The 19,620-nt window shown below is 63.2% G+C and carries 21 protein-coding genes; 8 read left to right on the forward strand and 13 right to left on the reverse strand.

Annotated elements, in window-relative coordinates; all coding sequences use genetic code 11:
* Positions 1–24: 24 nt before the first annotated feature.
* Positions 25–435, reverse strand: coding sequence for a rhodanese-like domain-containing protein (locus ABH945_RS25755; RefSeq protein WP_429252398.1), 411 nt, complete (start codon positions 433–435; stop codon positions 25–27).
* A gap of 315 nt (positions 436–750) precedes the next feature.
* Here ABH945_RS25755 and ABH945_RS25760 point away from each other — a divergent pair, with 315 nt between their 5' ends.
* Positions 751–2,826, forward strand: coding sequence for a putative bifunctional diguanylate cyclase/phosphodiesterase (locus ABH945_RS25760; RefSeq protein ID WP_429252399.1), 2,076 nt, complete (start codon positions 751–753; stop codon positions 2,824–2,826).
* A gap of 142 nt (positions 2,827–2,968) precedes the next feature.
* Positions 2,969–3,775 carry a hypothetical protein gene (locus ABH945_RS25765; RefSeq protein ID WP_429252400.1) on the forward strand — a complete coding sequence of 269 codons (807 nt, stop codon included), beginning with the start codon at positions 2,969–2,971 and terminating at the stop codon, positions 3,773–3,775.
* 160 nt (positions 3,776–3,935) lie between these two features.
* Here the strand turns inward: ABH945_RS25765 and ABH945_RS25770 are convergent, their stop codons facing one another.
* The 4 genes from ABH945_RS25770 to dapA all read right to left on the reverse strand — a co-directional run bounded on the left by ABH945_RS25770 (position 3,936) and on the right by dapA (position 7,111).
* On the reverse strand, positions 3,936–4,388 hold the full coding sequence (locus tag ABH945_RS25770; protein ID WP_074767736.1) for a bactofilin family protein: 453 nt from the start codon (positions 4,386–4,388) through the stop codon (positions 3,936–3,938).
* Between the two features lie 92 nt (positions 4,389–4,480).
* Positions 4,481–4,867 carry a hypothetical protein gene (locus ABH945_RS25775; protein ID WP_429252401.1) on the reverse strand — a complete coding sequence of 129 codons (387 nt, stop codon included), beginning with the start codon at positions 4,865–4,867 and terminating at the stop codon, positions 4,481–4,483.
* Positions 4,860–5,846, reverse strand: coding sequence for a M23 family metallopeptidase (locus tag ABH945_RS25780; RefSeq protein WP_429252402.1), 987 nt, complete (start codon positions 5,844–5,846; stop codon positions 4,860–4,862). The genes ABH945_RS25775 and ABH945_RS25780 overlap by 8 nt, the downstream gene beginning before the upstream one ends.
* Before the next feature lie 386 nt (positions 5,847–6,232).
* Positions 6,233–7,111, reverse strand: coding sequence for a 4-hydroxy-tetrahydrodipicolinate synthase (gene dapA / locus ABH945_RS25785; protein ID WP_429252403.1), 879 nt, complete (start codon positions 7,109–7,111; stop codon positions 6,233–6,235).
* Positions 7,112–7,519: 408 nt separating this feature from the next.
* On the opposite strand from dapA, the gene ABH945_RS25790 reads away from it, so the two are divergent.
* On the forward strand, positions 7,520–8,812 hold the full coding sequence (locus ABH945_RS25790; RefSeq protein ID WP_074767728.1) for an aspartate carbamoyltransferase: 1,293 nt from the start codon (positions 7,520–7,522) through the stop codon (positions 8,810–8,812).
* Positions 8,813–8,827: 15 nt separating this feature from the next.
* Here the strand turns inward: ABH945_RS25790 and ABH945_RS25795 are convergent, their stop codons facing one another.
* Both ABH945_RS25795 and ABH945_RS25800 read right to left on the reverse strand, forming a co-directional pair.
* On the reverse strand, positions 8,828–9,676 hold the full coding sequence (locus ABH945_RS25795; protein WP_429252404.1) for an alpha/beta hydrolase: 849 nt from the start codon (positions 9,674–9,676) through the stop codon (positions 8,828–8,830).
* Positions 9,677–9,931: 255 nt separating this feature from the next.
* Complete coding sequence (locus ABH945_RS25800) at positions 9,932–10,708, reverse strand: NAD(P)H-dependent oxidoreductase (protein ID WP_429252405.1); 777 nt, start codon at positions 10,706–10,708, stop codon at positions 9,932–9,934.
* An 86-nt stretch (positions 10,709–10,794) separates the two neighbouring features.
* Here ABH945_RS25800 and ABH945_RS25805 point away from each other — a divergent pair, with 86 nt between their 5' ends.
* Positions 10,795–11,703 carry a LysR family transcriptional regulator gene (locus tag ABH945_RS25805; protein WP_429252406.1) on the forward strand — a complete coding sequence of 303 codons (909 nt, stop codon included), beginning with the start codon at positions 10,795–10,797 and terminating at the stop codon, positions 11,701–11,703.
* Positions 11,704–11,710: 7 nt separating this feature from the next.
* Here ABH945_RS25805 and ABH945_RS25810 read toward each other — a convergent pair whose 3' ends face one another.
* Positions 11,711–12,589: an aldo/keto reductase family oxidoreductase gene (locus tag ABH945_RS25810; protein WP_429252407.1), complete on the reverse strand. Its 879-nt coding sequence runs from the start codon at positions 12,587–12,589 to the stop codon at positions 11,711–11,713.
* 114 nt (positions 12,590–12,703) lie between these two features.
* Between ABH945_RS25810 and ABH945_RS25815 the strand changes: the two genes are divergently transcribed.
* Positions 12,704–13,594, forward strand: coding sequence for a LysR substrate-binding domain-containing protein (locus ABH945_RS25815; protein WP_429252408.1), 891 nt, complete (start codon positions 12,704–12,706; stop codon positions 13,592–13,594).
* A 28-nt stretch (positions 13,595–13,622) separates the two neighbouring features.
* Here the strand turns inward: ABH945_RS25815 and ABH945_RS25820 are convergent, their stop codons facing one another.
* Positions 13,623–13,982 carry a response regulator gene (locus ABH945_RS25820; RefSeq protein ID WP_074767716.1) on the reverse strand — a complete coding sequence of 120 codons (360 nt, stop codon included), beginning with the start codon at positions 13,980–13,982 and terminating at the stop codon, positions 13,623–13,625.
* Positions 13,983–14,255: 273 nt separating this feature from the next.
* Here ABH945_RS25820 and ABH945_RS25825 point away from each other — a divergent pair, with 273 nt between their 5' ends.
* Both ABH945_RS25825 and ABH945_RS25830 read left to right on the forward strand, forming a co-directional pair.
* The gene (locus ABH945_RS25825; RefSeq protein WP_429252409.1) at positions 14,256–15,473 is read left to right on the forward strand and encodes a sensor histidine kinase; all 1,218 of its coding nucleotides are present in this window, start codon (positions 14,256–14,258) and stop codon (positions 15,471–15,473) included.
* 63 nt (positions 15,474–15,536) lie between these two features.
* Complete coding sequence (locus ABH945_RS25830; RefSeq protein ID WP_429252410.1) at positions 15,537–16,025, forward strand: GNAT family N-acetyltransferase; 489 nt, start codon at positions 15,537–15,539, stop codon at positions 16,023–16,025.
* A gap of 32 nt (positions 16,026–16,057) precedes the next feature.
* On the opposite strand, the gene ABH945_RS25835 is transcribed toward ABH945_RS25830, so the two are convergent.
* The 3 genes from ABH945_RS25835 to ABH945_RS25845 all read right to left on the reverse strand — a co-directional run bounded on the left by ABH945_RS25835 (position 16,058) and on the right by ABH945_RS25845 (position 18,127).
* Positions 16,058–16,465: a hypothetical protein gene (locus ABH945_RS25835; RefSeq protein ID WP_429252411.1), complete on the reverse strand. Its 408-nt coding sequence runs from the start codon at positions 16,463–16,465 to the stop codon at positions 16,058–16,060.
* 11 nt (positions 16,466–16,476) lie between these two features.
* Positions 16,477–17,520 (reverse strand): hypothetical protein, encoded by a 1,044-nt coding sequence (locus ABH945_RS25840; RefSeq protein WP_429252412.1) that lies wholly within the window; start codon positions 17,518–17,520, stop codon positions 16,477–16,479.
* Between the two features lie 235 nt (positions 17,521–17,755).
* Complete coding sequence (locus ABH945_RS25845; RefSeq protein ID WP_429252413.1) at positions 17,756–18,127, reverse strand: lysozyme inhibitor LprI family protein; 372 nt, start codon at positions 18,125–18,127, stop codon at positions 17,756–17,758.
* Positions 18,128–18,434: 307 nt separating this feature from the next.
* Between ABH945_RS25845 and ABH945_RS25850 the strand changes: the two genes are divergently transcribed.
* Entirely contained in the window at positions 18,435–18,815 is a 381-nt protein-coding gene (locus ABH945_RS25850) for a DUF2917 domain-containing protein (RefSeq protein WP_429252414.1), read from the forward strand.
* A 40-nt stretch (positions 18,816–18,855) separates the two neighbouring features.
* Here ABH945_RS25850 and ABH945_RS25855 read toward each other — a convergent pair whose 3' ends face one another.
* Positions 18,856–19,428 carry a hypothetical protein gene (locus tag ABH945_RS25855; RefSeq protein ID WP_429252617.1) on the reverse strand — a complete coding sequence of 191 codons (573 nt, stop codon included), beginning with the start codon at positions 19,426–19,428 and terminating at the stop codon, positions 18,856–18,858.
* Between the last annotated feature and the right edge of the window lie 192 nt (positions 19,429–19,620).

Genomic DNA, 19,620 nt, shown 5'->3' on the forward strand with positions numbered 1-19,620 from the left:
GTGACGCGTCAACAGCGATGCACGTCAGACAGCTTCGACGAGGCTTGCCAGTTCGAAGCCTTCGTCCAGCCAGCCGGTCACGCCGCCGATCATCACCTTGACCGGCCGGCCAAGCTGCGCCAGCCGGATCGCGCCACGCGTCGCGCCGTTGCAATGCGGACCCGCGCAATAGGTGACGAACAGCGTATCGGCCGGATAACCGGCGAGTTTCGACTCGACGATCTTGCCGTGCGGCAGGTTCACCGCGCCCGGCACGTGGCCGCGCGCGAACAGCGCGGGACTGCGCACATCGAGCAGCACGAAGTCGACCGCGGCCGGATCGCCGGCGAAGGCGCTGTGGACATCGGAACAATCGGTTTCGAACGCGAGCGACGCGCTGAAGTGGGCAATGGCGGCGGCGCTTTCGGCAGCGGGGACAGCGGATACGTGCGACATCTTTCTGGCTCCTCATGGGTGTGGGTGACCGTGATTATCGAGTTCGCCCAAGCTCCACGACAGTGGCGCAATCGACAACTTCCGGCAACATCACGCCACGAGCAAAAGCACCTCGCAGCGGTTCTACCCAACCAAAAATGAGAATCGTTCGCAAGTGTACTCAGAATTACGCGTTTCGAGAACCATCCATACTGCATAAACGTTACCGGTCACAAAATAACCACAGCCGGAGATAACTTATTAGGAACGAATTAAATAAATCGTCTGAACTGTCGATAACATGTTGAGCCGCCTCCTTCCGACGGTTGGACCAACATGCAGAGTTCCTACAATTTTTGGCTGGTCGCCATTTCGTTCGTGGTTGCGACGCTTGCGTCGTTCACCGCGCTCGACCTGACCGGCCGCATCTTCTCGCTGACATCGACGTACCTCCGGCTTGCGTGGCGGCTTGGCGGAGCTATGGCGCTGGGCGTCGGCATCTGGTCGATGCACTTCATCGCGATGCTGGCGTTTTCGCTGCCTATCCCGCTCGGCTACGACTTCTCGACCACCGCGTGTTCGCTCGCACTGGCAGTCGGCGCGTCGTTTCTGGCGCTGCACATCACGACCCAGATGCGGCTCACGCTCGGCCATCTGCTGACGGGCGGCGTGCTGATGGGCATCGCCATCGCGGGCATGCACTACACCGGCATGGCCGCCATGCAGATGACGCCGGGCATCGCGTACCAGCCGGCATGGGTCGCGGGTTCGATTGCGATTGCGATCGGCGCGTCGACCGCCGCGCTGTGGATGGCGCGCATCCTCAGTAACGACGACGAACGCCATGTCATGCGCAAGCGCGTTGGCGCGGCTCTGGTCATGGGCGTCGCGATCAGCGGCATGCACTACTCCGGCATGGCCGCCGCACAGTTTCTGCCCGATGCGATCTGCGGCGCGGCCAAGGGCGTGAACACCACGTGGCTGGCTACGGCGGTGATCCTGTCCACCTTCGCGATCCTGATCGTCACGCTGATGCTGTCGCGTTTCGACGCGCGCACCACCTTCCTCGTGAGCGCGGTGTCGAAGCTGAACGGCCAGATCGTGCGACTCGCCACGCTCGACACCCTCACCGGCCTGCCGAACCGCACCACGCTGACCGAGCGCATCGAACGGGCGATCCACCAGGCGCGCCGCCAGCGCTCGAGTTTCGCGATCCTGTTCATGGACCTGGACGGCTTCAAGACCATCAACGATTCGCTCGGCCACTCGGCGGGCGACCAGGTGCTGTCCGCGTTCGCGCAGCGGCTGCAGCAATGCGTGCGCATGAGCGACACCGTCGCGCGGCTGGGTGGCGACGAATTCGTGGTGCTGTCGGAAAACATCGGCTCGCGCGAAGATGCGGCCGGACTCGCCGAGGGCGTGCTCGACCGCATGCGCCGTGGCCGCTGGACCGATACACAGCCGCTTCAGGTGATGCCGAGTATCGGCATTGCGCTGTATCCGCAGGACGGCGACAGCGTCGAACTGCTGCTGAAGCACGCGGACGCCGCGATGTATGAAGCCAAGCGCGCGGGCCGCAGCACCTACCGCTTCTTCGAACGGAGCATGAACGAGGCCGCCACGCGCACGCTGCAAATCCAGAACGCGCTGCACGATGCGCTCACCGCCGGTCATTTCTCGCTGCACTTCCAGCCGAAGTTTCACGGCGGCAGCGATTCGCTCGCGGGCGCCGAGGCACTGATCCGCCTGAATCATCCGCAGCTTGGCGCGCTGACGCCACTCGAATTCATCCCGCTCGCCGAGCGCTCGGGGCAGATCGTGCAGATCGGCTACTGGGTTGTCCGCGAGACCTGCCGCCGGATTCGCGGCTGGATCGAAGAGGGGCTGCCGGCGGTGAAGGTGGCGATCAACCTGTCGCCGCGTCAGCTTCTGCAGCCGGATCTGGTCGCGAACATGCTGGAGATCGTGCGGGCCGAAGGGGTCGAGTGCACGCAGATCATGTTCGAAATCACCGAAACGGTGGCGATGCACGACGCGCCGAAAACCATCGAGATGATCCGCGAGTTCCAGGACAGTGGCTTTGAGATCGCGATCGACGATTTCGGCACCGGCTATTCGAGCCTCGCCTATCTGCAACGTTTTCGCGTGAAGCAACTGAAGATCGACCGCTTCTTCACCAACGGACTCGACGAGCACGGCCCGGAAGGCAGCGCGATCGTGTCGGCGATCATCGCGCTCGCGCACTCGCTGGAAATGGACGTGGTGGCCGAGGGCGTCGAAACCGAATCGCAACTCGACAAGCTCAAGTCGATGATGTGCGACGAAATGCAGGGCTTCCTGCTCGGCAAGCCCGTGAGCGCCGAGGACTTCGGCGCGATGCTCAAAGGGCGGCTGGAGCCGGTGGGCGCGTGAAGATGCCGTTTGGAAAAAGCTATTACTGGAGCGGGCCAGGTTCGCTCCTCATCTGCGGGTTGCATAGATTGCGCGACGATCCGCTGCCGGATTCGCACTTTTACGACCTGCGATAGCAGGCAGATCAGGGGCTGGAAATTCCATGAAATTCGACGTAGCAACGCTGACCTCGTTGTGGCTGATCACGTTTTTATGCTGCGCACTCATTACGACGGCGCTCGCGCGCATGTTCGCGACGACCGCTGCGTTCCGTTTCTGGGCTATCGCTTTCTACCTGCTCGCTGCGTCGAGCGCATGTTTCGCCTTGCACTTCACGTGGCAGCACGATCTGCTGATGGTCGCCTCCGCGACGCTTGCGCTACAAAGCCGTCTGCTGATCTGGGGCGGCACTCGCGAGCTGTTCGGCGCCACGGCACGGTGGCGCGCCGGCCTCGGCGTGACTGCGGTGTTCTGCGTGCTGTATGCCGCCGCGCTGAAGTTCGACGCGCCAGTCGTGCTGCGCGCGATGTTGCTCGTCGCGTTCTTCCTGCCGTGCCGCGCCGGCGCGCTCTATGAAGTGTGCCGCCGACGTCGTGCGCATCTTGGCGGAGCCCGTCTGATCGCGGCAATCGGCGCGTCGATTTCCACGCTCAATGCGATCGTGCCGCTCACGCTGGCGCTGCTCGATCGCATCGACCTGTCGCTGCTGCTCGGCAATCCGCAAACCACGTCGGCGGTCTACGCGGTGGTCTTCGCGGGCGATCTGTTGCTGGCGTGCGGGCTGCTGGTGCTGGCGTTCAAGCGACTGTCGGTCGAGCGCGACATGCTGGCCGCGATCGATCGCGGCGCGTCGGAACATCTCGCGAGAGCGCGTGAGGTGCGCGCGCAACGCGGCGCGCGCCGGCCGCTCGGCTGGGTCGCCGGACACGATTTTCCGGGACGCCCGCGTTCGCTGCCGTGGACGGTTTGAGCGGCTGGTTCAAGCCGCTGGCCGCGAAGCCCGATGCGCGGTGTGAATCGCCCGAAGCGAAGCGCAGCCATCTGAAGCGCTGCGAAGCCGCCTGACTCGCAGCATAACCATCTGAACCGCAGCGCAACCGGCTAAAGCGCCACGCAACGCCCAGCCCCGCCTAGCGTTCCTCGCGCAACACTTCGTCCGCCGCCATCAGCAACGGCGACGAACCCTGTACCGCCGGCATCGCCTGACCTGCCTGCACCGTCTCCCGCTTCGTCAGCTTGCCGTCGACCGACGCGCCACAGTCCATCCGCAACTGCTGGTAGTAGATGTTGCCTGTCACATGCGCGTTGCCCTGCAACTCGACGAAATGATCGGCAATCAGATCGCCGATGATCCGTCCGTTGACCACCACGTCGTAGCCGTGAACATTGCCCTCGATCGAGCCACGGTCGCTCAGTACGAGCAACGTCTGACTGCCAGGCACCCCGCTTACATTGCCCTTCACGTGACCGTCCATCCGCAGACCTTCACTGAACTGGAGATCGCCCGCAATCCGCACGTCGTTGGCGATCAGAGTGGCGAGCTTGGTCTGCTGCACGCCGACGGGTTTTTTCTTGCTGAACATAACGGTCTCCCGAAAATAAAAAGATTCGGCGCGTAATGCGCTGCGGGCCGATGACACGCCCTGCGAAGTACGGGCAGTCGTGCCGCGCCCTCTCAATGGCGCGGCGATGCACTCTGGCCACCGCTCTGACCGCGCAGAAAACGCAATTCGGCGGCGAGCCGGGCGACTTCCGCGGCGGCTTTGTCGGCGCTGGTCTGCACGGCCGCGCGCGCCGCCGATTCCTCGGCGAGAGCAAGCCGCGCGCGGGCCAGTTCGGTCTGCTGCTGGTTTTCGTCGACGGGAAGCGCGACGCACGGTTGCGGCGGCAGATCCGCGCGATACGCATGCCACGCCGTGATGCCCACTGCGCCGGCCACTGCGCAGAACACGCACACCAGCGCGCGCAGCATCGCGCGAAATAGCGGCGGACGCGCGCGTTCGAGCGTGAAGTCGCCCTGGCTCAGACTGTCCGCGATGCGGCGACCCCGGCGCTCAGCCATGAGCCGTCGGCGCGAACAGCGCGAGGTAAGCCGACGGATCGACCGGCATGCCGTTGACCAGCACTTCGAAATGCAGATGCGGCCCCGTCGAGCGACCGGTCGAGCCGACATCGGCAATGTATTGACGCGGCAGCACCAGATCGCCGACATGCACGACAAGCTTCGACGCGTGGCCGTAGCGGGTCATCAGACCGTTGCCGTGATCGATTTCGACGGCATTGCCATAACCCGCTTCCTCGCCCGCGAACACCACGCGCCCGCCCGCTGCGGCGAGAATCGGCGTGCCGGTTTTCGCCACCAGATCGATACCCGAATGGAAATTCAAACGATGCGTGAACGGATCGCTGCGATTGCCGAACGGCGAGCCGAAGCGCGCGCCGTCGGCGGGCATGCGGCCTGGAAAAGCGGCGTAAGCCAGGGTGTGATCGGCAATCTCGTGTTCGAGCGCCGACAGCGTGCTGCTCAGGCAATCCAGTTGCTCGCCGGTGCGGGCGGCATTGGCACGCCCGCGCGACTGCGCGGCAAGTTCCGAGCAACGCCGTGGCGGCAGCGCCGGGCCGCCCGCGCCTTCGCCGATGCTGTCGGTGGCGGACGTATCCGATGGCAAATCGACGGCAGCCGGTGCGCGTGGCGCAGGCCGGGGCGTATGCAGACGCGCTTCGAAATCGCGCAATGTGTCGACCTGTTTCGTCAGACGCGCGATGCGCGGTTCGATCTGCGCAACCGACGCGCTGAGCTTGCCGATCTGATCGATTGCGTAATCGCGCTCGACGCTGTTTGCGAGTCGGTTACCGGCGGCGTCGCGCGGATCGTCGAGGTGATGCGCGGACCACAGCATGCCGATCGCGACGCCCGCGGCAAGCGCCAGCGCCGCCGCGCCGCAGGCCACGCCCACCGCCAGCGCCACAGCCGTGCGACGCGTGACGAAATCGATCGAACCGCTCGCAAGCTGACTGCCGGCGCGAAACACGGAGGCCATCAGCGGCTCCCGGGCCGCGCGCGACGTGCGGCACAAAACGAGGTGCGAAATCTTGCGCGCACGTGGCGGCAAACGCTATTGGACGACCGGGCATTCCGCATGACTGCCACGCACAGCCGGCAAGTCTGATGAAGCCTGGGCAAACAGCACGAAAAATCGGAGAGCAGGACTGACTGCATGCGGCATCGACCGGAGACAGACCGGTCGCGATGAGTGACAGAGGGCGTCGATTATTACCTGGTCATGCGAAGCTTCATCTCAAATAGGGAACAACCACGCGATGCACCGGAAGGCGGTGTAGCGAACGTGCTGCGCATCTGCGGCGATGCGCGGCACGTTCGCCGCCCGCTACCCTTCTCTCTCCCCGCTCAACGAGCCTGCCGCGCTTACTCCGCCCCATCAAGCGCTGTAAGCCGCGCGATCAATGCGTCGCTCGCGCGCGTCATCGGCATGCGCAGTTCGTCGCGGATCAATCCCTGCGCGGCCAGCAGCGCCTTCACCGGTGCGGGATTCGGTTCGGCGAACGCCAGTTGGATCATCGGTGTGAGCGCGTGAAAAATGCGCCGTCCTTCGTCGAGCCGCCCCTCGGCCAACGCGCGATACAGCGCGACAAAACGCGCGGGCTGCACATGCGCGGACGCAGCAATCGCCCCGCTGCCGCCGAGACACAGCGTGTTGAACATCGCAATGTCCTCGCCGGCGAGCACTTGCAAACGGCCGTCGCGAATCAGCGCGAGCGTGGTCTCGAGCGAACCCGAACAGTCCTTCACCGCCCGGATTCGCGGATGCGCGGCGAGCGTGAGCAACGTGTCGAGTTCGAGCCGCACGCCGGTGCGATACGGGATGTCGTACAGCACCACGGGCTTTTCGCTCGCGTCGGCCAGCGCAGTGAAATGACCGACGATCCCTGCCTGCGACGGCCGGATGTAATACGGCGCCGCGATCAGCACGCCGGCAATCGGCAGCGCATTCAACTGCTCGATCCGCTCGCGCATGCTAGCCGTGTGATTGCCCGATACGCCGACCACTACCGGCAGCGGCGTGGCGCGCTCAACGCGCTGCGCCGCGTCGAGGATGGTCGCCAGCACGGCGTCCTGCTCGGCGGCGTCGAGCGCGGCCGGCTCGCCGGTCGTGCCGAGCGCGACCAGTCCGGCGATACCGGCGTCGGCATAGCGGCGCACCAGAGCGCGCAACGCGGCATGATCGACCGCGCCATTTGCAAACGGCGTGATGAGCGGAACCCAGATACCCGAAAAATCAGACATGTTTTTACCTCGATGACGACCGTATCGATTCCGTCAGACAGTGCGAGGGAGGAAAAACTGGAGGTGCCGCGAGCGGGCGGTGACCGTTCTGTTCCGTCGCATCATCTGACGGAACAGCGTGCTCCGGTCAGATGAGCGGCTGTTTTTTGGCTTTGGCGTTGATGTTCGAATCGCGCGAATCGAGTGATTCGCCCGCGCGCGCAACGGCGACGAACGCCGGAGCGAACGAGTTTGCGAGGGTCGACAGACAGGGTCGGAACATCAGGCCGGAATGCATGACACGCAGTTTAACCGCGTCGGGCGACGTCTTGCAAAGCTATCTCGAAAAGCGCTTGACTTCTACGTCGGGCGAACTAATATACGCATCGCGTATATTCACTGCCAAATCACTCCCCGACAGGTGCCCTCATGAACGTCCCACAACAAGCCTTCCTACGCGATGCGATGCGTCGCCTGAACATGACGCGCGACACCTTCGCCAGCCGTATCGGCGTGTCGCGTCGGGCGTTGGACACCTGGCTCCTGCCGGACGACTCGCAGGAATCGCGGGCCATGCCGGAGATCGTCGAGCGTTTCGTGTCGGAAATCGTGGTGCACGGCGAGCCGTCGGACAAATATACGCAAAGCGTAGATTCACAATCGCTCGCTAGCCAGATGCTGTTCGAGGGCAAACCGCAGTTGCTGTCGGTGGATCAGTTTTCACGCGACTCCGTCGAGGCGCTGTTCCGCGTGGCCGACATCATGCAGCCCATCGCGCGGCGTCGAAAAATCTCGCGCGTGCTGGAAGGCGCGGTGCTCGGCAATCTGTTCTTCGAGGCCAGCACGCGGACCCGCGTGAGCTTCGGCGCGGCGTTCTGCCGGCTCGGCGGCTCGGTGTGCGACACCACGGGCTTCACGTTTTCGTCGATGGCCAAGGGCGAGTCGATCTACGACACCAGCCGCGTGATGAGCGGCTACGTCGACGCGCTGGTGATCCGCCACCCCGAGCAAGGCTCGGTGGCCGAATTCGCGCGCGCGACCAACGTGCCGGTGATCAACGGCGGCGACGGTCCCGGCGAGCATCCGAGCCAGGCGCTGCTCGACCTCTACACGATCCAGCGCGAGTTCTCGCGGCTCGGCAAGATCGTGGACGGCGCGCATATTGCGCTGGTCGGCGATCTGAAATACGGGCGGACGGTACATTCGCTGGTGAAACTGCTGGCGCTGTATCGCGGTATCAAATTCACGCTGATTTCGCCGCCGATGCTCGAAATGCCCACCTACATCATCGAGCAGATTTCGCGGAACGGTCATGTGATCGAGCAGACCAACGACCTGCGCCAGGGGCTGAGCGGCGCGGATGTGGTGTACGCGACGCGTATCCAGAAAGAGCGCTTTACCGACGAATCGTTCGAAGGCTATACGCCGGATTTCCAGATCAACCAGGCGCTGATGGACAGCGTCTGCGGCCCCGACACGCTGATCATGCACCCGCTGCCGCGCGACAGCCGGCCCGGCGCAAACGATCTGAGCGTGGACCTGAATCACGATTCGCGTCTGGCGATTTTCCGGCAGACCGACAACGGCATTCCGGTGCGGATGGCGATTTTCGCGGTACTGCTGGGCGTTGAAAAACTGGTCCAGCATTCGATGCGCGATGCCGCGTGGCGCCCGCCCGTTTATCTCGGTCCGGACGACGCCGTATTCCACGGCATCGACTGATTCGCGCGCGGCGAATCAGGTCGCCGTGCTTGCCTCGCTCGCCGCGCGCTTGAACGCGCCGGCGAAAAACAGCACCTGATACTGCACCGCGTTCGACCAGTACTTCCACGTATGACCGCCGGGCCGCTCCGCATAATCGTGCGGCACGCCGAGTTCGATCAGCCGCTCATGCAGCGTCCGGTTCGATTGAACCAGCGAGTCGTTCACGCCGCAGTCGATCGTCAATGCGATATGCGCGCCGCTGAAGTTGCGCGCATTCTCGATGATGGCCTCGTTGTTCCAGAAATCCGCGTGACGCGCAGGGTCGCCGAAAACCTGCTCGATACCCGGCTCGTCCTCGCAGCCGCGCGGGTCCACTGCCCCGCTGATGCTACCTGCCGCGCCGAACTCATCGGGGCGATCGAGCGCGATATGCAGCGCGCCGAATCCGCCCATGCTCAGGCCGGTAATCGCACGCGCCTGCTTCGTCGCGATCGTGCGGAAATGACCGTCGATATAAGCCACGACTTCAGTGCCTACATAAGTTTCGTAAAGACTGCGCGGATTGACCGGGCTGTCGATATACCAGCTCTCATGCCCACCGTCGGGCATCACGAGAATCACGTGATAACGGTCGGCCAGCTTGCCGATGTGCGAATTCGCGGTCCAGTCGGTGTAATCGCCACCCGAGCCATGCAGCAGATAGACGACCGGGAAACGGTCGGTCGGCTTGCCATGCCCATATTGATCGGGCACTACCACGGTCGCGTCGAACGATTGATGCATCGCGGCGCTTGGAATGCTCACGACTTCCGAGTGAAACGCCCACACGGGCGACGTGACGAGCATCAGCAGAATGAGCCAGAACGCACGGGCTGGATTCATGGTTTGTCGCTCTCCTTGATAGGCGTCCGAAGAACACGGTCCGGCATGCAGCGGCAAATCTCCGCCGACGACTCTAGCAATGGCGACTTACAACCAAATTTCAGCGAAACATACGATCCCGTTTGTGGGGCGGTGTCGTAAGTAATGGGAAGGCCGTGCGCCGGTTTGTCGAACGGTGAGGCGGGTGCGGGTTCTTTGCGGCCGCCGCCCGCCGTCGCGACGTTTTAACAAAGCGTAACCGGCAAGTCGCCCGATTTATTCAACGTGCGCTGCAAAACCCGCCTTGCCCGGCGCAACCTCGTCCCGCAATGTGAGCTGCGGAATCGTGTACGCGCCCGCGTTCTGCTGACGGAAAGGAATCGGCGCGGTCGTCCACAGTTCGTCGAGACGCTGCCCCAATGCATCGCGAACCTGCGCATAGTTCGTGTCGTCGATCCTGCTGGTCCGGTACACCACGAACGGCGGCAGCACGTCGAAGCCCGGGTAGTAGAGAATGCCGTGCTGGATCGGGAACAGCACGTCGTCCATCGGACCATTGATGCCTCGCGGGCTGTAATGCGACTCCCAGCCGCCCGTCGTCACGACCAGCATCGCCCGCTTGCCTGCAAACTTCCCCTCGCCGTAACGCTCGCCCCAGCGCGCATCGGAATGCTCTCCCACGCCGTACGCAAAACCGTATGCATACACACGTTCGACCCAGCCTTTTAGAATAGCCGGCATCGAGAACCACCACATCGGAAACTGCAGAATGACTGCGTCCGCCCACATCAGCTTTTCCTGTTCGCGAACGATGTCGTCACTTTGCAGGCCGTTTTCCAGCGCATGTTTCGATTCGCGCGACGGATAAAAGCGCTCGGCGGACAGCCGCTCGACGCTGTCGTCCGCATCGAGCGGCGCCTTCCATTTCATCGCGTAAAGATCGGATACCTGAACGACATGCCCCGCCTGTTCGAGACGTTCGACCGTGAAGTCCCTCAAGGAGCCGTTCAACGATTTCGGTTCGGGGTGTGCATAAACGAGAAGAACTTTCATGATCGTGCCTTTGAGATGTCGTACGTTTGTGATCGATGGAACGTACGATAGGCGCCGCTCAGGTATATTGGAAATGAATTCCCAATATGTCAGGTATTAACTTGGTTAATCTCAGAACGCTGGACCTCAACCTGCTGGTCACACTCGACGTGCTGCTGTCCGAGCACAACGTGACCCGCGCCGCCGAGCGGCTGAACTTTTCGCAGCCGTCGGTCAGCGTGCATCTGGCGAAATTGCGTGAGGTTTTCGGCGATCCGCTGCTGTTGCCAGGACCACGCGGCATGCGGCCCACCGCGCGCGCCGAAGCGCTGCGCGAGCCATTGCGCGAAGCGCTAGAGGCGCTGCAACGCGCAGTCGCGCCCGCGAGCGCATTCGAGCCGGCCATCGCGACTCACACGTGGCGCGTGGCGGCAAGCGATTACGCCGAATCGACAATCATCCTGCCGACGCTGAGCGGTTTGCGCTCAGCGGCACCTGGCACGCGGCTAGCGGTCGTCGAAGCTGCGCCGCCAAGGCTCGCGAAGCAGGCTGAACAGGGTGATATCGATCTCGGATTTCATACCAGCCACGGCGCTCCCGAAGGACTGCGCCGCCGCGTTCTGTTCGCCGAACGCTACGTGCTCGCGGGTCGCGCGGGTCATCCGCGGCTGAAGCGTCGGCCGACGCTCGCGCAGTTCTGCAAGCTGGAGCATGTGATCGTGTCGCCGGACGGCGGCGGTTTCGTCGGCGTCACCGACGATGTGCTCGCCCGTGCCGGACTCACGCGCAAAGTGGTGCTGTCGGTGCCGCACTTCCTGTTCATGCTGTCGGTGCTGGCGAGCACCGACCTCGTGGGTCTGCTGCCCGAGCGGCTGGTGCGCGGTTCTGGCGCGCATTGCATGGTCCAGCCGCCGGTCGACGTGCCGGGTTACGAGATGGCGATGCTCTGGCATGAGCGCTCGCATCGCGATCCGGCACACCGGTGGCTAAGGGAATTTATCGCCGATTCGGTGTGACGCGCTTTCACGCGCTCGCCGTGCCGCCGATTTCATTCAACTGGTCCAGCACGTCGTCGCTCAACTCCAGTTCGGCGGCCTTGAGGTTTTCGTGCAGATGCCCCGTCGACGACGTCCCCGGAATCAGCAGAATGTTAGGCGCACGATGCAACAGCCACGCAAGCGCCACCTGCATCGGCGTTGCGTCGAGCGTTTGCGCGAGGTCCGACAGCGCCGACGACTGGATCGGCGTAAATCCGCCAAGCGGGAAAAACGGCACGTATGCAATGCCCTTGCCCGCGAGGTCGTCGATCAGCGCGTCGTCTTCGCGATGCACGAGGTTGTAGTGATTCTGCACGCACACCACGTCGACGATGCGGCGCGCCTCGGCAATCTGCGTCGCGGTCACGTTGCTCAAGCCAATGTGCTTGACGAGCCCGCGCTGCTGAAGCTCGGCCAGCGCGGTCACCTGCTTTTCAATCGACCCTTCCGACGGCGCGTGCACGTCGCCCATGCAGCGCATATTGACGATTTCCATCGCGTCGAGGCCGAGGTTGCGCAGATTGTCGTGGACGCCCCGCTCGATATCCTGCGGTTCGAGCGCGGGCAACCATGCGCCGTCGCTGCCGCGAACCGCGCCGACTTTGGTGACGATCACGAGATCGTCGGGATACGGGTGCAGCGCCTCGCGAATCAGTTGATTGGTGATATGCGGCCCGTAGAAATCGCTGGTGTCGATGTGATTCACGCCCGCCGCCACCGCTTCGCGCAGCACCGCGAGCGCGGCGTCACGATTTTTCGGCGGCCCGAATACGCCCGGGCCCGCCAGTTGCATCGCGCCGTACCCCATCCGCCGAACCGTGTGGCCGGCCAGTTTGAACGTCTGCTGGGAAATGAAGTTCGACATGCCGCTCTCCTCGATAAGTGGTTGACAGGCAGTATCGCCGGAATTGCGCTGTTGAATAAACAGGTCTAACGTGTACGGGTTGTGTAGAAAAATGAACAATCACCCACACTCGCCATGGAACTGAACGACCTTGCCGCTTTTGTTTCCGTCTGCCGCGCGGGCGGGTTTCGCGACGCCGCGCGCGCGAGCGGCGTGTCCGCGTCGAGTCTCAGCGTTGCCGTGCGACGGCTCGAAAACCGGCTCGAATTGCGTCTGCTGAACCGCACCACCCGCAGTGTCGCGCCGACCGAGGCCGGCGAGCGCCTGCTCGACAAGCTCGCGCCGCTGTTCGGCGAAATAGAAGCCGCGCTGGACGTGCTCAACGGTTTCCGCGACAAACCAACCGGCACGCTCAAGCTGAACGTACCGTCGAGCGCCGCGCGGATCGTGCTGCCCGGCGTGATCGCGCCATTCCTGCAAGCGTATCCGGATATTCGCGTCGAAGTGGTGGTCGAAGACGGTTTCGTCGACGTGCTCTCCATTGGTTGCGACGCGGGCATCCGCTATGACGAGCGGCTTGAACAGGACATGATCGCGATCCCGATTGGGCCGCGCGTGCAGCGTTTCGCAACAGCGGCGTCACCCGCTTATCTCGACGCGCACGGACGTCCCGTGCATCCACGCGAACTGCTTGCGCACGCGTGCCTGCGCGGGCAATTCGCGGGCGGCGCGACGCCCACCTGGTTTTTCGAACGTGACGGCGAAGTGCTGCAACTGAATCCTTCGGGGCCTTTGCTCGTGCGCCCCGGCGCGGCCATCGATCTGGCGGTGAGTTGCGCGATTGCGGGCGTCGGCGTCATCCATCTGTTCGAAGACATGCTGCGGCCGCATCTCGACAGCGGCGCGCTGGAGCCGATTCTCGAACCCTGGTGGCAACCGTTTTCCGGTCCGTTTCTCTACTATCCCGGACGCCGCCATCTGCCCGCGCCGCTGCGCGCTTTCGTCGATTTTCTGAAGGCGCTCTGAAAATGCATCGACAATCTTCCCGCGAGATCTAATCGTCCCGCTCGCACATTCGCGCCACGGTCCGCAAAAAAACATCCGCGCCGACCGGCTTTCTCAGACACAGATTCCAGTCCCTGCCCTCGCCGTCCGGCGGCGGGACTGCCGTGTGAAGCAGAACCGGTACATCGACCAGTTCGGGAGTCGCTTTCAGTCGACGGCACAATTCCGCGCCGTCCATCACCGGCATCATCCAGTCGGTGATAATCAGGTCCGGAACAACTGAGCGCATGCGCGCGACTGCTTCGGCGCCATTGCTCGCGCAGCCGACTTCATAACCCTCGTTTTCAAGAATAAGGCGCCACGCTGCCAGGATTTCCGGCTCGTCGTCCACCAACAGGATTGAGTGCATCAGGAACCGCCGGGTTAAACGTTTTTGTCATCTACGAGCGGCCACGCAAGACATGTTCCACACATGGCGATTGCGGTGATAATGATGCGGACCGGCGGCCGAAACCACACGATTTTCGACCGCTGTCAGAGCGAAAAGCCCGCTGGCCAAGCCTTTGATTCCTTCCAGCGGAAGTTTCTTTTCGCATCAGGCGCACGCACTCTCTGCCGTTCGACGCGCCGGGTGTGGTTCGAGCATTTGTATGTTGTAGAAACTTCATCCCTGCACCCCACCATGACCGACACCCGTATAAGCCCGCTGCGCAATTTCGCCGACTTCATCCGCGCGGAGCGAATCCCGCTCACCGAGCAATGGATGACCGATGTCTCCAGCGACGTGGATCTCGTCGAGGCGGACAAGCTGACGTACCAGCAACTCGCCGATCATCTGCCGGAAATCCTCGAAGGACTCTGCGCCGCGCTCGATGTCGAAGACCTCGAACGGGTCGAGCCGTCGCTCGAACGGAATGCGAGAAAACACGGCAAGGTCCGCTGGCGTCAGGGCTACCGGATTGAGGAACTGGTGCGCGAACTCGATCTGTTTCATCAGGTGCTGGCCGGCGCGCTCGACGATTTCGCCGGCCGCGACAGCACCTTCACGCGCCGCCACGAAAGCCGCGCGCGGCGGATGATCGCGGAAACCTTCAGCCTGGTCTCGTACACGTCGATCAAGGAAGTGGTGAGCGAACGCGACCGCAAGATCGACGAATACACCGGACAGCTCGAACGCGCGAATCACGAACTCACGTTGAAACAGCGGCTGGTCAGCGATCTCTACGAATCGCGGATGCAGATCACCCGCAGCGTGGTGCACGATCTGCGCAATTTTCTGAACGGGTTTTCGATCGCGCTGCAACTGGTCGCGCGCGCACCCGCCAGAGCCGACAACGCGTTGACGCTGGCGAACCGGCAGGCGGCCGACATGAAGCTGCTGGTCGAGCAGATGGTCGAATATTCAGTCGTACTCGGCGATGCCGCGCCGCTCGCGCTGGAACAGGTGCAAACGCGCGAGCTTTACGATGAACTCGTCGCGGCCTCGCGTCCGGCAATCGAAGCCAAGGGGCTGACCTTGCGCGCGGAATTCGATCCGGCTCTGTCCGCAGTGACGTCGAACCGGCTGAAGCTGAAGCAGATCGCGGTCAACCTGCTGTCCAACGCGACCAAGTACACGAAGTCGGGACAGGTCGAATTGCGCTTCGCGATGGCCGGCCCCGACCACTGGTCGATTCGCGTGTCGGATACCGGTGTGGGCATTGCGGCGTCCGATGCAGAGCGCGTGTTCGACGAGTTCGAGCGAGCCTCGGGCGACGATATTCCCGGCACGGGCCTCGGCCTCGCGATCGTCAGCGAGTTGTGCCGCGTGCTGGATGGGCAGATCGATTTCTCATCCCGCGAAGGGGTGGGAACGAGGTTCGATATCCGCTTTCCGCTGGTTCTCGCCGAATCGCAATGAGTCGGTGCGGATGCGGCATTTAAACAACGCTTCTCCAACAGAAAAGCGCACAAATACGTACCAATGATCCAGATCCATCCCGCCCGATTCCCTGAGCAGGTCGAAGCTGTCCGGAGCATTTTCCGGGAATATGCGCAAAGCCTCGGCATCGATCTCAGCTTCCAGCAATTTGATTCCGAACTCGCCGATCTGCCCGGCAAATTCGCCGCGCCCCGCGGCGAGGTGCTGCTTGCCTATCACGGCGCCGAGGTGATCGGGTGCGTGGCGTTGCGGCCTATCGACGATGCCATCTGCGAAATGAAGCGGCTTTACGTTCGACCATCGGGACGCGGTCTGCAAGCGGGCAAACAGTTGGCCACGCTGATTTGCGCGACGGCCCGCGAACTCGGCTATAGCCGCATCCGTCTCGACACGCTGCCGACCATGCATGCAGCGCTTAGCCTTTACGAGTCATTGGGATTCGAGCCGATTCCGGCTTATGTTTTCAATCCGATTCCGGGGGCGATATTTCTGGAGTGCGATTTGACGCGGGCGTCGGCGCTGCCGGACTGAAGAGGCGGCGTTTTTCCGACGAGTTATTACGCTCAAGGATTGGCGGGTTCAGCGCGATTGATCGGCAGGCAGCCGCTCATCGCGCCGCGCCGGTCGCTCAACCCTCGAATCACCACCTCCGACGATTTGCCGTCGCGCCTCGCCAGTTCGGCGAGGTCGAGCAACGCCGCGTAGCGGGCGGAGCAGTTTCGTGAGGCATCGCGGGTAGGGGTTGCGCTGTTCGTCGGATAGGAGCGAGAGAGGCGGGCTCCGGTCATCACATCGCTCGATGCTAGCGGCCAGGTGGTCAGCCAGGTTATCGCTGCGGCGATCGCCATCAGCGACGCCGCCTTGACCATCGCCCGTGAACGCGAAGCGGGCGCGTCGGCTTGCAGTACGTCCGCTGCCTGCGTTGCATCGCGCCACGATCGTCTCCACGTGATGGAGTTCTTGACTCGCATGACTGCGTCCTTCACGCCCAATGCGCCGGCACCCACACACGTCCGATCCAGTGCCCCGGCACCCACACCACCGGACGCGGCGCCGGGGCCACATACACCGCGCGCGGCGCGACATACACGGCCGGCGGGGGCGGCGGCGGTGCATAGACAACCGGCGGCGTGACCACAACCGGCTTCGGCGGAACGTAGACCACCGGAGGCGCGACCACGACCGGCTTCGGCGGAACATAAACCACCGGAGGCGGCACGACCACCGGCGGCGGCGCATAAACCACCGGCGGCGGCACGACCACCGGCTTCGCTGCCACGACGACCGTCGTCCCGCCCGTCGCGACGACACCCCCGGTCACCACGGTTCCACTCGTCGTCACCGTATTGCTGTGCGTGCCGGTGATACTCGTCGATGTCGTCACGACGCCCGGCGCAACCCGCGTGGCGGATCCGGAATGATCGACCGTGCCGCCCTCCGAACCCGTTACGGTGCCCGATCGCGAGCAGGTAGAGCCGGCGCAATTCGTCGATGCCGAGTGGTTGACCGTGTTGCCGTTCGACCCCGTCACCGATCCCGACGACGAATATTGACCCGGCGCGGTTCTCGTCACATCGCCGGAAGTCGTGGCGGTTTTGCCGTCGGGGCCAGTCATCGAGCCGGTATGCGCGCAGGTGCCGCCAGCGCAACTCGTGTCGCCGGAGTGCTGGACCGAATTGCCGTAGCGCCCTGTCGCCGTGCCTGAATTCGAGAACTGGCCGGGCGCGTTGCGCGTCACCGTGCCGGTATTGCTCGCGAAGCCGCCGTAGGGGCCGGCCACGCCGCCTGCATGCGAACAGCTACCGCCGCCGCAGGAGCCGAAGTGCGCGCCGCTATAGGTGCCGCGCGAGGTGTACGCGGTGCCGTGCTGCGACCACGCGAAAGCCGACGCGCTGCTGAACGCGAGCACCGCGACGGTTGCGCTCAATACGAGCTTGCGGAGCGCGCCGCCTCGCGTGGCGGAAAGAGTCGTCGATGAAGCGAGGCAAGCGGCGTTGGCCGGGATGAAGAATGAACGGTTTTTCACGGGATTTCCTTCGAGGATTCGGGCCACTTGCGTCACTGCTGCGTGGCGACGAACGGACTATAGAAGGACGCATCCGGTAAATCATCAGCGAAGATATGTCGCGCTGTTTCACCACGGTGAAGGCCCGCGCGACAAGGCTTTGCGGACGATTTAAAAGTGCGGCGACATATTTCGACATAGATTGCCGCGCGCGGAACCGGCGTTTGCGCGCGACGTTGCAGATCGACTCTCCAACTCAGAACGGCCCGCGCCTCGCGAGCTGCGCATATTGCTCTTTCAGCTTCGCAATCCGCTGACGGTAAAGATCGAGCAGACACGACTTGCTCTCGCCGCACGCGTGCCTCGACTTCAGCCACGTCTGTTGCTGGTCCTGCATGTCGCCGCGTGTGCCCATCGCGACCAGCCCCGTCAGCATCTGATAGCGGACAGACATCTCGACATCCAGTTCGCTCAGTTGCCGCGATGCGCAGACTGCTTTTTCATCCGGCAAACGTGCGTGTGCGCAATCGAAACTCGCGGCAAATGCCGACGCCGAACTCAATCCGGCGAGCGTGAACAGCATCGTTCGAAGACATCGTTTGATGCACGGAGAATGGTCGGGATTCATCTGCTATTCCTCCTGAATAATTGCGGGTCCATTTCAGATGCACGTGTATCAACAGGCATGAATTGACACATTTTTATTGACAGCCCAAGCGGCAAAACGGCACACTCGATTTCATGTTGACGCACACCTCCATCGCCAAAGCGATTAATCACCCAACGCGAGCCATCATCGGCTGGCCATTGGGAGCATGTGCGCGTTAGCAGTCTGAATCTGCAAACAGGACCCCCAAGGCCCCGCCGGTAACGGAAGGGGCCTTTTGTTTTGGGGTGCCTCCTCCGCCAGCCGGCTCGATGACGGAGAGCAAAAGATGGATCAGGCAAGCCCGCAATGCATGGATGACGACTCGAGTCTTTCGGCGTATCAACCGGACGAGCGTCAGCCGACAATCGTCGTGCATTTTTCTGTGATCCCAGGCGCGACGCTCACGTGGCGTATCGAAGCGGACAGCACGCTCGCGGTTCAGGGTGCGCGCATCTGGCTGACCCGCATCAGCTCCCCTTACGATCACTGGCTTACGCCGGGCGCGGAAATCCGGCTGCATCGCGGCGAACGTGTGTGGCTCAGCACCGATGGCGCACATGCGGCGCGCGTCACGTTGACCAGCATATTGCCCGTGCGACGCGGTTTGATCGGACGCTGGCTCGGGCGGCTTGCCGGGCTCGGACTGGGTGCGCCGTCGCCGCGTTGACGACAATGCTCGCAAGTACCGCCGCCCGCGTGCGCAACGTTCACTGCGCGGCGGGCGTGACCTGCACTGCCGCCGCCGATACGAACACCGCGTGAATCGTATCGCCCACCTTCACCGTTGACAGATCGACCGCCGGACCCGCTTCGAACGTCCGTGTCTGCGACACGCCGCGCAACGTCACGAGGCGCTTCTTGCGATCGATCTTCTGCACCGTGGCCAGCACCTCGGTCTGTCCGGTAGATTCGAAACCTCCCGCGCTCTGCGTGGTCACCCGCTTGTCGACGCGTTTGCGAATGTCCTTATCCGCGCCGGCGACTTTCTCGGCATTCACGAGCAGCGCGTTCCTGTAGAGCACGTCGACCCGGTCGCCCACTTTCAGTTGATCGAAACCGGCAAGCTGCTGACTCACTAGCACGACCACGGCGTTACCGTCGGGGCCCTTGAGCGTGAGTGTCCGGCTGCCAGGATCGATAGCGGCAATCTCTGCGTTCAGATGCACCGGCTCGGCCGCGTCGATCACGGCCTGGGCGGTGCTCGCCATCGAGTCTTGCGCGCAGGCAGGCTGAGCAGCGGCGAATGCCGCGATCATCAACGCTGCCGTTGCCGCTGTCATCGCTGCCTTCATCTGCGCTCTCCTTGAGAAGTGGTTCGAGCATCGTCCCGATCCCCAATCGCAAATCGCGTACCCGGCTCGCACAACTTTCGGTCCGGACGATCCGAACGCCACAAACAAAACAGCCCCAACGCTTTCGCGCTGGGGCTGTTCGTTTTGAAGCGCCGGACATGGCGCGTTAATTTCAAATGA

The organism is Paraburkholderia sp. GAS333 (assembly GCF_050435665.1).
In the GTDB taxonomy this organism is placed as follows: Bacteria; Pseudomonadota; Gammaproteobacteria; order Burkholderiales; family Burkholderiaceae; genus Paraburkholderia; species Paraburkholderia fungorum_A.